General features: G+C 69.7%; 11 protein-coding genes. 4 read left to right on the forward strand and 7 right to left on the reverse strand.

Annotated elements, in window-relative coordinates; genetic code table 11:
- Nucleotides 1–8 precede the first annotated feature (8 nt).
- The 3 genes from U5K29_05270 to U5K29_05280 form a co-directional block, all read right to left on the reverse strand.
- Nucleotides 9–992 (reverse strand): YihY/virulence factor BrkB family protein, encoded by a 984-nt coding sequence (locus tag U5K29_05270; GenBank protein ID MDZ7677938.1) that lies wholly within the window; start codon nucleotides 990–992, stop codon nucleotides 9–11.
- Nucleotides 993–1,070: 78 nt separating this feature from the next.
- Nucleotides 1,071–2,621 carry a DUF3048 domain-containing protein gene (locus U5K29_05275; protein ID MDZ7677939.1) on the reverse strand — a complete coding sequence of 517 codons (1,551 nt, stop codon included), beginning with the start codon at nucleotides 2,619–2,621 and terminating at the stop codon, nucleotides 1,071–1,073.
- A gap of 73 nt (nucleotides 2,622–2,694) precedes the next feature.
- Nucleotides 2,695–3,954 (reverse strand): sensor domain-containing diguanylate cyclase, encoded by a 1,260-nt coding sequence (locus U5K29_05280; GenBank protein ID MDZ7677940.1) that lies wholly within the window; start codon nucleotides 3,952–3,954, stop codon nucleotides 2,695–2,697.
- Between the two features lie 176 nt (nucleotides 3,955–4,130).
- On the opposite strand from U5K29_05280, the gene U5K29_05285 reads away from it, so the two are divergent.
- Complete coding sequence (locus U5K29_05285) at nucleotides 4,131–5,039, forward strand: alpha/beta hydrolase (protein MDZ7677941.1); 909 nt, start codon at nucleotides 4,131–4,133, stop codon at nucleotides 5,037–5,039.
- Between the two features lie 30 nt (nucleotides 5,040–5,069).
- Here U5K29_05285 and U5K29_05290 read toward each other — a convergent pair whose 3' ends face one another.
- Both U5K29_05290 and U5K29_05295 read right to left on the reverse strand, forming a co-directional pair.
- Nucleotides 5,070–5,549: a CarD family transcriptional regulator gene (locus tag U5K29_05290; GenBank protein MDZ7677942.1), complete on the reverse strand. Its 480-nt coding sequence runs from the start codon at nucleotides 5,547–5,549 to the stop codon at nucleotides 5,070–5,072.
- 172 nt (nucleotides 5,550–5,721) lie between these two features.
- Entirely contained in the window at nucleotides 5,722–8,907 is a 3,186-nt protein-coding gene (locus U5K29_05295) for an EAL domain-containing protein (GenBank protein ID MDZ7677943.1), read from the reverse strand.
- On the opposite strand from U5K29_05295, the gene U5K29_05300 reads away from it, so the two are divergent.
- Genes U5K29_05300 through U5K29_05310 form a run of 3 tightly spaced genes read left to right on the forward strand, consistent with a single transcriptional unit; the run spans nucleotide 8,864 to nucleotide 9,954 of the window.
- Complete coding sequence (locus U5K29_05300) at nucleotides 8,864–9,220, forward strand: phage holin family protein (protein MDZ7677944.1); 357 nt, start codon at nucleotides 8,864–8,866, stop codon at nucleotides 9,218–9,220. The two genes, U5K29_05295 and U5K29_05300, sit on opposite strands and share 44 nt — an antisense overlap.
- 12 nt (nucleotides 9,221–9,232) lie before the next feature.
- Complete coding sequence (locus U5K29_05305) at nucleotides 9,233–9,457, forward strand: DUF3039 domain-containing protein (protein MDZ7677945.1); 225 nt, start codon at nucleotides 9,233–9,235, stop codon at nucleotides 9,455–9,457.
- Nucleotides 9,454–9,954: a hypothetical protein gene (locus tag U5K29_05310; GenBank protein MDZ7677946.1), complete on the forward strand. Its 501-nt coding sequence runs from the start codon at nucleotides 9,454–9,456 to the stop codon at nucleotides 9,952–9,954. Before U5K29_05305 ends, U5K29_05310 begins: the two co-directional genes overlap by 4 nt.
- Here U5K29_05310 and U5K29_05315 read toward each other — a convergent pair whose 3' ends face one another.
- Together U5K29_05315 and U5K29_05320 are read right to left on the reverse strand one after the other, a co-directional pair.
- Nucleotides 9,955–10,746 (reverse strand): Flp family type IVb pilin, encoded by a 792-nt coding sequence (locus tag U5K29_05315; protein MDZ7677947.1) that lies wholly within the window; start codon nucleotides 10,744–10,746, stop codon nucleotides 9,955–9,957.
- Nucleotides 10,747–10,854: 108 nt separating this feature from the next.
- A complete protein-coding gene (locus U5K29_05320; protein ID MDZ7677948.1) occupies nucleotides 10,855–13,056 on the reverse strand; it encodes a serine hydrolase in 2,202 nt (733 codons plus the stop codon).
- Nucleotides 13,057–13,102 lie beyond the last annotated feature (46 nt).

Genomic DNA, 13,102 nt, shown 5'->3' on the forward strand with positions numbered 1-13,102 from the left:
CCTCGACGCTACCCCGTCGGTGCCCGGGCGACCGCGGCCGCGAACTCCTCCGCGGTGGCGTCGGCGATACGACGCCGGCGCCGCCGGGTGAGCTGGGCGTTGACCTCGGCACCGAGCAGCAGCCCCAGCCCCATCACATAGAGCCACAGCAACAGGGTGAGGGCACCACCGAGGGCACCGAGCACCGCGTTGGCATCGTTGCTGGCCACCTCCAGGTAGATGCGGAACCCTCCCGTTCCGAGCAGCCACAACAGCATCGTCACGATCGCACCCGGGAAGTCCTTCCGCCAGGGCGTGTGGTGGTTGGGTGCCAGGTGGAACATGGCGGCCGCCCAGCCGGTGAGAGCCAGCACGACCAGCGGGGGCCGGACCCAGGTCCACATGGTGACGAACGCGTCGCCGAAACCCAGCCGATCGGCCAGCTCGACGCCCTGGCCCAACATCGGACCCAGCACCACCATGGCCATGGCCGCGGCGCCGACGAGCAAGGACCCCGCGGCGAGGCCCAGCGCCAGCAGACGCGTCCTCACCAGCCCCCGCGTCTCCGGGACATCGTAGACGACGTCGAGCGCCTTGATCACCGCGTTGAACCCCCGCGAGACGGTGAAGAGGGTGAGGACGATGCCCAGTCCGATCAGCCCGGTGTTGGACTCGGCGAAGAGCCGCTCGACCGCGTCGGCGATGGGACCCGCGTCGGCACCGAGTGCGTTGCGGAGCACCTCGACGAGCGCGTCCTGCACCCGGGCGGCGGCGTCTTCGCCGATGACGGCGTCGATGGAGCCCATCGCCGACGCCAGGGCGAGGATGGCAGGGAACATGCTGAGCACGGCGAAGAACGCGACCTCGGCAGCCAGGCCGGTCAGCCGGTGCTCCTGCACCGCACTGGTGTACTCCCGGCCGTGGTCGATGAAGGGAGCGACCTTGGGCCGCTCGGCCAGTTGGTGCGCGGTCTGGTTGGCCCGATGCCGGATGTCGGAGATCGTGGTAGGCACCCTCTCACCGTGGCACACCCGCGTGGCGGTGACGGTGCCGGCGACCGCCGGGCCGCCACCGCGACCGTGTCGAGCCGATCAGCGCAGCGTGGCGCTGCCCGCTTCGGGCAAGAGGATCCAGGTGCGTCCCGGGGTGAGCCGGATGGGCTCCCCGTCGGCGTCGAGCCAGCGGGTGGGAGAGGTGGTGGAGTCCTGCTCCCACCGGCCCTCGACGACCTGACCGTCGCTGAGGACCCAGAGCTCGCCCGACCCGGTGACCACCGCTTCGGGAGACCGGGCATCGGCGGGGCTCGGCACGTAGTCGACGAAGCGCACCACCACGTTCTGCGGTGCGACCCGAGCTCCGCTGGCAGCGGTGTGCGGGCGCCCGTCCTGGGTCCGGAGCCAGGCGTTGCGACCGGGGTCCCAGGTGAACGACGCCCGCGCCGACCCGTAGCTGACGTCGACACCCTCGGTGGGACGGGCATCGGCCCCGAGCGCCTCGCCCGGCTCCCGGAACTCGAAGATCGCCTGCGGCGGGCTCGCACCCTCGCCCGATGCCCAGAGCCGGCTCGTGCGGGCGAAGAGGTTGTGCGGGGCTCGACGGCCGGACTGCCGGTAGTACGGACCGGAGTTCGACGTGTAGCCGATGTCGACCAAGGTGGAGCCCGCCACCGCCCCACCGACACCGAGGTTGGCTCCGGAGTAGGCGAAGAGCGGCGCCCCGAGGTTGGCCAGCAGATGCACGTCGCTGGTGCGGGCGGACCGGATCGGTCCGACAGGATCGGCGCCGGTCGACTGGAACAGCGCCGCCAGCCGGGACAAGCCCGACTCGACCTTCTCCTCGATGACGATGTCGGCCACATCGACCCCGTGCTGGGGGCGGGCAGCTGACACGTTGTCGATCTTGACCACGAGGATGGGCCGGGTGGTCACCTGGTCGACCTCGAGGCCGGTGAGGATGGCCCGGTTGAGCGCGCGCAGCTGCTCGTCGATCTCGGCCACCCGGGCGACCAACGCATCGCGGGCGGCGAGCTCGGCTGCTGCGGCGTCGCGCTGTTCGGCCAGCAGCTGCTCGGTCTCGGGGATCTCGGTGTCGAGCTCGTCCAGGTGGACGACCAGGTCGTCGAGCTCGGCGTCGAGGCGATCGAGGTTGTCGTTGGCCCAGTCGACCACCGAGCTGTACAGGGCACGGTCGCGCACCCCGTCGATCCCGGAGGTGCCGTCGACGATCTCCTCGAGGATGCTGAGCGCCGCGGGGTCGCCGGCCATGTAGACCTGGATCGCGACGGCCCGCCGCACCTCCAGGGGTACCTCCCTGGCGGCGCGCGTCTCGGCGACCGCTCCCTCGACCTCGCTGCGGGTCTCGCGCAGCTGGGCCAGCGCCTCCCCGGTGTCGGCCACCGCCTGGTTCGCCGCGCTGAGCGCCGATTCGGCCTCGGTGAGACGCCCCGTGGTCTCGGCCCGCTCGGCCAGGAGCTGGGCCCGGGCGTCGTCCGCCTCGTCGGGTCCCTGCGCCCCGGATCGGACCGGCGCCAGGCCCGCGACGGCGACGATGGCGCACACCAGGGCCGTCGCCACCCGCAGCGAGCGCGCGCTCCAGCCGGCGCGCAGCACTGCGGAGTCCGGTTGTCGAGAGTCGTGTCGCACCAAGTTCAGCTCACCAAGCCAGCCGCCCGCCTCGGCATGGTAGTCGCGACACCCGGAGCCACCCGTCACCCCGTCAGGCGTGACGCTGGCGCCGGCGCGACCGGTCGCGCTGCATCGCCGAGTCGGCCCGCTCGATGGCGTCGCCACTCGTGATCCCGGTCTCGGCCAGCACCGCGCCGACGCTCAGGCTCAGCCGCACCTCGACCGGACGCTGATGGGACCCGATGTCGAGGGCGACGGGGGTCCGCATCAGCCAACCGATCCGATCGACCAGGCGAGCGAGCGCCCGGCGATCGAGGCCGCTGGCCACCAGCACGAACTCGTCACCTCCGTATCGGGCGACCACGTCGCTGTCCCGAACCGCAGCGCTGAGGCGGTTGCCCACCTCGACCAGCGCCGCGTCACCGGCGCTGTGACCGTAGCTGTCGTTGATGAGCCCGAAATCGTCGAGGTCGACGAAGACCACCCCGACGCCGATGTCGCGAAACGCCGCGTTGGACAGCGCCAGATCGAGCCGCTCGTGCAACAGCATGCGGTTGGGAAGTCCGGTGAGGTCGTCATGGGTGGCGGCGTGAGCCAGCCGGTCGCGCGCCGCAGCCAGGGTCGAGATGTCGGTCGCGGTCGCCACCAGGCCCTGCACGCTCTGGTCTCCGACGAGATCGACCACCGTCAGGTTCATGGGGTGGGGCTCGCCCTCGGTGTCGACGAGGTCGGTCTCGAAGGTGGCCCGCTCGCCGCTGCCGGGCAGCGAGGCAAGGTGGTCGGCCACCGAGAGCACCTTGGCCACGCTGACGAAATCGGTGAGGGGACGCCGCAACGTGTCCTCGAGGGGGTGACCGAGCAACCGGGTGAAGGCCCGATTGGCGCTCTCGATCCGTCCGTCGGGGGTGAGGACCAGCGCGATCGTGGGGAGTGCCTCGAGCACCGCAGCCGAGGCGGCGGCGTCGCCCGAGACCAGTTCCCAGCGCCGGCGGTCGGTGATGTCACGCAACATGAGCACCACGCCGCCGACACCTGGCACGTCGATCGCCGAGCGCCCCCTGACCTCGACCCTGCGGTAGTTGCCCGTGTGGTCCCGAACCCGGATCTCGACCAGGGTGCCCGCGGCCTTCGACTGAACGCTGCCGAGAGACGCCATCGCGGTGGGCAGATCGTCGGGATGCACCAGCTCGGTGGCATCGAGACCTTCGAATCCGGCGAACGACCACCCGAAGGTCACCTCGGCCATGTCGTTCGCCCACAACAAGGTGCCCTCGGCACTCACCACGACGACCGGGTCGGGAACCATCGACAGCATGGCCCCGGTGTCGACGACACTCCCGTGCTCACTCATGACCGGTCCTGCACCCACATCCTCCGCTCGCTCGACCAGTACCCATCGGCACGACCCCGTCCAGTGTGACCCGCTCGACGCCGTTCCCCACCCATGGTGGCGAACCCGGCCCGACCCAGGTCGCCCCGAGGCCAATGGAGCCGGGTGAACCTGCCGCGGTGCTAGCGTCGGGATCCTTGGGAACGCCGACCATTGATCCGGCCTGGCACCTCACGTGGCACGAGACCGAGGTCCAGGGACGTCCGGCCCGCTATGGCGAGGCCGGCAAGGGGACACCCTTCGTCTTCCTACACGGCTGGGGGTTGTCCGACCAGACCTACAAACGGTCGCTTGCCCGCCTCGCCAAGCTCGGCCTGCGGGTGGTCGCGCCCGCCCTGCCGGGCTTCGGTGGCACTGCCCGGCTCCCGCACGAGCACTTCAGCCTGGGTGGCTATGCGCAGTGGGTGGCCGACTTCACCCGCGAGGTCGGCATCGAGGGCCCGTGGTACCTCGGGGGTCACTCCTTCGGGGGCGGCGTCGCCGTCGTCACCGCCCACGACCACGGCACCGACCTCGAGCTGCTGGTGCTCGTCAACTCCATCGGTGGTTCGGTGTGGAAGGCCCCGCGCCGCGACGGGACCGATCCCCGGCATCTGGCCGACCGACCGTTGTGGGACTGGGGCCTGCACTTTCCCTACGACGTGGCCGGGCCACGCACCTTCCGGGCGGTGGTGCCGGTGATCGTGAGGGACATGGCCAGGAACTTCGTGCGCGACCCGCTGGGGTTCCTGCGGGTCGGCCGTCTCGCCAGCGAGGCGAACCTGTTGCCCGAGCTCGACGAGCTGCGCCGCCGGGAACTGCCCGTGGTGGTGCTGTGGGGCGACGAGGACCGGGTGCTCCCCGAAGCCTCGATGCACGCCATGGTCGAAGCGCTCGACGGCACACCAGAGGTCGTGCCCGGAAGCCACGGCTGGCTGCTCGAGGACCCCGACCGCTTCGGCGAGGTCATGACCAACGTGGTGAACGTGGCCGAGGCCGCCAGGACCACCGACCGCCCCGACCCGGTTCGCAACCGGGTTCGGCGCCGGCTGCGCCGCACGGCCTAGCCGAGTTGGCCGAAGGTCTCGAACCTCGGCTCAGACCAGGACGGCGTTCACCTTTTCGAGTGCCTCGTCCTCGCTCACATCGAGAGCGAAGCTCAGCTCGGACACCAGCACGCCACGGGCCCGGACCAGCATCGACTTCTCGCCGGCCGAGAGGCCCTTCGACGCCTCACGCAGCGCCAGGTTCCTCACCACCTCCGCCACCTGGTAGACGTCGCCGGACTTGAGCTTCTCCTGGTGGTTCTTGAACCGTCGGCTCCAGTTCGACGGTTCCCGCACGTCCTTCTTGCGCAGCAGCTCGAAGAGGTCTTCGACGTCTTCATGACTGATCGGTGGTCGCATCCCCACGTCCTCGGCCTTGTTTTCCGGAACCGAGAGGACCAGATCGCCGTGTGCCATGCGCAACACGAGGTACTCGGTCTCCTCCCCGAACGCGACGCGCTTCTCCTTGCGCTCGATCACAGCGGCGCCGTGATGGGGGTAGACGACGCGGTCTCCGGGCTTGAACGACATGGGACTCCTGAACGCTACGTACGACCCCCAGAGGGGCGAGGGCGAGACGCCGGGCTGTGCAGTGCGGCACCACAGCGCCGACGCATTGTACCGGTCGACGGCAGGGTCAACGGCCACGTCCTCGCGGACCTGGCCCACCTGGCGGTCGTCGACACCCTCGACAGGGTCCTCCTCACCGCCGGTGGTGGACGCCCAGGTGGTCGAGGAAGGCTCCCGCGGGCAGGGGCCGAGCGAACAAGTAGCCCTGGGCATGATCGCACCCGTAGGAGCGCAGGGCGTCGAGCTGTTCGGCCGTCTCGACCCCTTCGCCCACCGTGGTCAACCCGAGGGACCGGGCCAGGCTCACGATCGCGGCCACGATCGCGGTGTCGCTGTCCGACACCGTGAGCCCGTCGACGAACTGGCGGTCGATCTTCAACACGTCGACCGCCAGGTGGCGAAGGTAGGCGAACGAGGAGTGACCCGTGCCGAAGTCGTCCAGGGCCACGAGCACTCCGGCCGCCTGGATCGCCGCGAGCTCCTCGACCGGCCCCTGTCCCGCCAGCAGCGTGCTCTCGGTGATCTCGACGCACAGCTGGGCGGGATCGAGGTCGAACATGTCGATCATGCGAGCGATGGTGGCGGCGACGCCACCGTCGGCGAGCTGGCGGACCGACACGTTGATGTGCATGGTGAACCGGTCGAGCGCGGCGGATCCGGTCCAGTCCGCAAGCTGGCGGGCGGCCTCGCACATCACCCACTCACCGATCGGTCCGATCAAGCCCGTCGATTCGGCCACCTCGAGGAACGCGACCGGTGCCAGCAGGCCCCGAGTCGGGTGCTGCCAACGAAGGAGGGCCTCGGCACCCACCACCGAGCCCGACCCCAGGTCGATGATCGGTTGGTAGTGCAGCACCAGCTCGCGAACATCGAGCGCGCGCCGCAACCCGGTCTCGACCTCGATGCGTTCGCTCGCGGTGTCGGCCAGCTCACCGGCGAAGACCGAACCCCGATCGCCACCCGATTCCTTGGCGTCGGCTCTGGCGGCATCGGCAGCACGCACGAGCGAGGCGCGGGTCGTCTGGTGGTCGCTCACGGCAGCGCCGACGGCAGCGGTGGCATAGAAGCGGTGGCCGCCGACGTTGAACGGTTCGCGGAACCGCTCGATGATCGAGTCGACCAACTCGGGGATCTCGTCGCGGTCGATCGGTTCGCAGAGCAGCGCGAACTCGTCGCTGCCGAGCCGCGCGACCACATCGCCACCCCGCAGGGCCCCACGGAGCCGTTCGCCGGCCTCGACCAGCACCGCGTCGCCGACCTGGTGCCCGAGCGAGTCGTTGATGAGCTTGAACCGGTCGAGGTCGATCGACAACACGGCCAGCGGTGCACCCGTGAGCTGTCGTCGAGAGAGCGCCGCCTCGACCATCTCGTCGAACAGGCGGCGGTTGGGTAGTCCGGTGAGCGGATCCCTCCGGGCCTGTTCCACGAGCTCTGCTTCGTGCAGGTGCCGTTCGGTGATGTCGCGGACGTTGATCACGATCCCCTGCACCGCCGGATCGTCGAGCAGGTTGGTCGAGACCTCCTCGATGTGCACCCAGGTCCCGTCGGGACGCAACATCCGGAAGGTGCCCGTCACCGATCTGCCAGGGCGAGCCAGGAGCTGGCGGCGGCACTCCTCCACGAAGTCGCGGTCGTCGGGGTGCACCAGCAGCAAGCGGATGCCGGGATCGACGAGGTCCTCGGCCTGGCAGCCGGTGATGCGCAGCACGGCCGGGCTGATGTAGGTGGTCCTGAGCTCGCGGTCGAGCACACGCACCCCATCGGCCGCCTGGTCGACCATCGCCCGGAAGCGAGCCTCGTTCATGGCCAACTCGGTCTCGGCCTCGCAGCGGCGCAGCGCCGAGCCGAAGATGTTGGCGCAGGCCTCGAGCGCCCAGACGACCGGTTCTGGCCACCAGATCTCCTCGGTGACGGCATCGAGGCCGATGAGGCCGTAGAGCTCGCCCTCGACGAACATCGCCTGGGCCGCCATCGACCGGATCTCCTGGCTCTCCAGGATCGCCCGCTCGGCGACCAGATCGTCGCCCATGGCCGCGACCGACCCGATCAGAAGCGGACGGGAGTCTCCGATCCAATCTGCGAAGCCGGGGAGATCCTCGATCTGGAGTCCCGCGAGATCCTCGATGACGCTCGTGATGCCGGGAGCGCACCATTCGTGGGTGTTGTCGATGTGCCGGTGGTCGGAATGGAGCTGGAAGATCCAGGCCCGATCGGCCTGGGCGAAGGTGCCGAGGGCAGCGAGGGACTCCTCGATGGCCTGGTCGATCCGATCTGCGCTGACCTCCACGAAGCCGGCAGAGATGCGGGCCACGAGGTCGTCGGCCTCCAGCCGCGAGCGCAGCATGGCTTCGGTACGGCGGCTGGCGGTGATGTCGCGGCCGTAGATCACCAGCGAGTCGACTCCGGGGACCCCGAGCTGGTTGACGATCCACGACTCCATCCACCGCCACTCACCCGACGCCGCCGGCACACGCAGCACGAGCTCGTGCTGGCTCCCTTGCGCCCCGTCGCGGGCCGCCGCGAACGATGCTCGCGCCCGCTCGACGTCGTCAGGGTGGATGGCCGAAGCGAGGTCACCCACCGAGGTCCCGGCCCCTGCGAGCAGTGTCTCGGCTTGGGGAGACGTGTACAGGATCCGACCGTCGGGTTCGGCCATGATGACCGCGTCGGTCGACGCGGTGATCAGCGAGCGGAACCGCTGCTCGGACTCGGCCACACGACGCTCGGCGGCGACCTGGTCAGAGACGTCGCGGGCGGTGACGACGATCCCGTCGACCCCGGGAACGCCGAGGCGGTTGCGGGAGAGGATCTCGACCCACACCCAGCGCTCGTCGCGGTTGCGGATCCGGAGGCGTTTGCGCCGCATGGGGCTCCCGGCCACGAACTGCTCGAGCGAGAACCGTATGCTGGGGCGATCGTCGGGGTGGATGAACGCGGTGATCGGAGTCGGCCCGTCTGCGGGAACCCAGCCCAGGGTGTCGCTGGCCGAGCGGTTGGCGTGGAACAGCTGACCCGACCGATCGAGCACGACCAGCATTTCGATCGCGTCGTCCAGAAGCGCGGCTCGGTCCCCCACCGACAATCGCGGGGGCCGCCCTGGCTCATCTGGGGAAGACTCGATCGCCTCGTGCACCACACCCTGTCCTACCGTTGGGTCGTTGGTCTCGTCGTCGGCGGCGACGTCGTCGAGATGAGCGTCCAGCCACTCTGGCGCCGATGCCGCCTCCTCACGAAGTACCGTCGCAAAGGACCGATCGCCACACCAGGAGGCTCCAGTGCGAACCCTGCTCATCCGTTGGGCCATCCTCACCCTCGGCATCGCGGCCGCCGCCTGGCTGTTCGACGGCGTCGAGGTCACCGGCGGGTTCTGGGGCTATGTCTGGGTGGCCGCCGTCCTCGGGCTGGTCAACGCGGTGATCCGCCCCGTGCTCATCCTCTTGACCCTGCCCATCACCCTGGTCACCCTCGGTCTGTTCATCCTCGTGATCAACGCCATCACCCTGGGGATCACCGACTGGTTGAGCGACACCATCGCCATCGACGGGTTCCTCACCACCCTGCTCGCCGCCGCGGTGATCTCCCTGGTGTCGTGGGCAGTCAGCGGGATTCAAGGATCGTCGTTCAAGCGATAGTCTCTCTGTTCGATGTCGCATCCCTCGCTCGCTCCTACCCCCGTCCGACCCGAGCTCGACGACGGCGACCACGACCGGTTCGCCCACTACGCGCGCAAGGCCGACATCACCAGGGCCGCGGTCACCGGCGAGATGATCACCGCGATGTGCGGCAAGAAGTTCACACCCACCCGTGATCCCGAGCGCTACCCAGTCTGTCCCACCTGCGCGGAGATCAAAGCGTCCCGGTCAGGGTGAGCTCCACCGACCTGTGCGAGGTGCTGGACCGGCTCGGCGGCTCGCGCCTCACCCGAGCCGAGTGGACCCGGGTGTCCGACGCGCTCGAACAAGCCTGTGCCGACGCCGAGGCCGGCCGTACCGACCGGCTCGAGGCTGTCACCGCCGAGCTCTCGAACACCGCGTTCGGTGCCACGGTGCGCACCCGCCTCGACCGTGACCGGACCCCCGCCCCCATCGTGGTACCGACCAAGCCGAGTCGCGCGCTGCCTGTGGTCGGGGCGGTCTGTGGCCTGACCCTGCTCGCCCTGGGCTGGGCGATGGGTGGCCGGGTGGTCCTGGTGGGCACAGCCGCCTTCGCCCTGTTCATCCTCGTCGTGGCCGTCGCCGGCACCCGCTCGGTGGCGGCACGACGAATCCGAGTCGGGTCCGCCGCCGCTCAGCAGCCGGGCGAACCGGTGCCCGACCCCGTTCGCTCCCAGATGGAGCGGGTGCGGACGACTCTGGGGTGCGGCTGATCAGTCTGAGGCGGGGAAGACGACCGTGGTCTTGACGTTCGACCCGTCGAAGTCGACCGGGTTGCCGGAGCTGTCCTCCACACCGGTGATCGTGTAGCTCACCCACTCGATGGCGTCCTGGTTGTTCCCCTTGTCCTTCGGGCCGTCCATGTTCTTGTCCGAAGTCGTGCCGCCACCGTCGTAGACCGACACGCTGCGGTCCTCGGTTTCCCCGTTCGAGTACTCGACCTCGACGATCACTGTCTGGCTCCCCTGGAGCTGGAGGCCGTCGCTGCCGGCGACGGTGAGATCGACGGTGGATGACCACTTGTGGCTGCTGCCGTTCCGGGTCGCCGTGGCGTCGAGCGTGGTGGTCGCCGCAGGCGGGTCGTCACCATCGGAATCCTCGGAGTCGTCGCCACCCGAGTCGTCGTTCTCCTCGTCGGTTCCGCCGACATCGGAGTCGTCGGACCCACCCGAACCTCCGGACCCACCGCTGCCATCGGACCCACCGCTGCCGTCCGAACCACCGGGCCCGTCCGAGCCACCGGAACCGTCCGACTCGGACTCGTCGGCGGAATCGGATCCGCCGGTGTCCTGACCGGTCTCGCTGCCGGTCCCGACCGCCTGCTGGACGTCATCGAAGGTCTCGGAGGCCGCGCCGCCCAACATGGTGAGCGCTCCGACCGAGACGACGGAGATGAGTGCGACCAGCAGGGCGTACTCGACGATGGTTGCACCTCGGTCGCCACCGATGCGGTGGTGCCGGGTTGCAGCAACGTCGTGGCGGTGATGCTGCGGTCGTGGCGTCATGGTTCCAGGATCGGCCTGTTGAGGCCCTGACCACATAGGTCACTGGTCCCGACCGCATGGTCCGTCAGCATCATTTTTCGCTGTCAGGGAGCCGTTCGGCCCACGCGATCAGCGTTCCGACGCCACCGTCTCGCTCTCGGCGGCGGCATCGAGCAGGTCGCGGACCAAATCGTCGAACTCCAGCGCTGGGCCCGCCTCGGACCACCAGTTGTCGGTCCGCAGCATCAAGCCGACATCGCTGGACAGATCGACCACGTAGGTGCCGGTGATGGTCGAGAGTCCCACCCGCTCGGAGGACAGCTCACCGTCCTCGGTGACGCACGGGCAGTTGGGGGCCAGGCCGAGTCCGTAGTAGCCGTCACCATCGGCGTCGGTGGTCGCCATCTGTCGGACCGCCTCGTCGTCGAGCGCCTCGGTCAGGGTCCACCGGAACAGGCGGGCACCGTCGACCGTGGTGCCGTGCAGCCCGCCCGCGCCCCAGAGGTTGCCGCGGTACTCGCCGTCGCCGGGATGGGTCACATCGCCCGTGGGCATGAGGTCCTCGTCGATCAGCACCTCGACCCCGGCCTCGGACGCGATCGACTCCATCGCATCGCGCCACCTCGACCCGCTGGCTTCCTCGAGACCCCAGGTGAGCAGGTAGTACCCAACCCTCGAGTACTCGTACTGCTCGCCCGGCTCGTGGGCGAGCTCGGGGCTCTCGAAGTAGGCGCCGACCTCGTCGATGGGAGTGGCCTCGAGCAGCTCGCCGTCGAGCTCCGACGGCAGTCCCGCGCGGTGCCCGGCCAGCTGCTCGAAGGTCATCTCGTCGGCGTGGGGCACCGAGGCCAGGTAGTCGTCGAGTGGAGCGTCGAGGCTGATGGCACCTTCGTCGGCGAGCTGCATCATCCAGGCCACGGTCATCGTCTTGCTCATCGACCACCACGGAAACGGTTCGATGGCGGCCTCGCGACCGTCGCGGGTCCACTGCAGCAACACGACCTCGTCCTCACCGTCGACCAACGCCACCTCGATGAGCTCGGTGTCCAGGTCGACCAGCAGCGAGTCGTTCTCCTCGAGCCACCGCTCGAAGGCCCGGTTCAAGGCGTCCTCGTCGAGTGTTCCCGGAACGGCCGAATCCCCCGCCGCCAGCTGGTCGAGATCGCCGGGGACGACCTCCGCCTCGTCGGCCCGGGCTTGGACCGCCTCGCCCGACGGCACGAGCCGGACCCGATCGGGGTCCAGATCGCCCGAGACGAGGGCGAGCCCGACCACAACAGCCGCCGGCGCCACCGCCAGTCGGACCGCGGCAGGAGCCGAACGGGCCGGGCGACGGGCGGCTCGATCCTCGACGCTGCCCAGCACCGCCGCCGCGGCCAGGGTCACCACGACGACCACGACCAACCCCAGGGCACTGGCGACCGGAGCGAACAGGTCGTGACGGTGCACCACGCGTTCGGCCACCACCAGTCCGAATCCGTGCCACAGGTAGATGGTGAGCGCACGCGAGCTCGACCACCCGATGAACTGGCGAGGCAGACGCCCCGGCGACGACAACCGTCCGCGAATGCCAGCCAGCAGGCCGATGGTGGCAACACCCACGAGCAGGTGTATCGGCAGCGACCCGTTGATGACGCCCATCGGGGCACCGTCGACGAGGTACCAGAGCACCGCCAGGCCGGCGGCCAGAACCCCGACCGGGACCGCACGGCGGGGCTTCAGCTCGAGCCGGCCCATGGCGGTGAGCATGCCGGCCATGACGAAGAAGGGGAACAGCGCCGCATCGGCCACGGCGAGTGGCACCTCGTTTCCTGCCGCCTGCCAGGCCCACACCCCGACCGTGGCCGCGACGGGAACCGAGAGCACCCGGAGCCCGAACCGCCGGCACGCCCAGGAGAGCGCGGCGCCGGCGATCACCACCCACAGGTAGGCCCGCAGGTACCACAACGGGATCCAGAGCCCGGGCATGGTGCTGGAACCCACCGGATCGCCGATCGGAACGATCCACCACAACGCGTCGACCAACCGGGGGCGCCACCCCGACCAGACCATGACCGTGGCCGCCACCAGCCCGAACAGCCAGAACGGCACCAGGAGGCGACTCACCCTGGCCCACAGTGTGCTCCGGTAGCCATGCTTGTCGAGCGACTGCTGGAGAAGGACCCCGGCCACATAGAACATGGCGGGCATGGCGGCGAACCAGCTCAGCCACGGCCAGGCAAGGGCGTGCCACACGACCACCCGCCACAGCGCGATCGCCTTGACCGCGTCGAGGAAGCCGTCGCGGTGCTGCGTCGGTCGGTTCGACACCTCGTTGGTGGCAGCGATCATGACTGACTCGGTGGGGTCGCCGGGCGACGGTCGACAGCAGGTGGCC

It is taken from the genome of Acidimicrobiales bacterium (assembly GCA_034521975.1).
In the GTDB taxonomy this organism is placed as follows: Bacteria; Actinomycetota; Acidimicrobiia; order Acidimicrobiales; family SKKL01; genus SKKL01.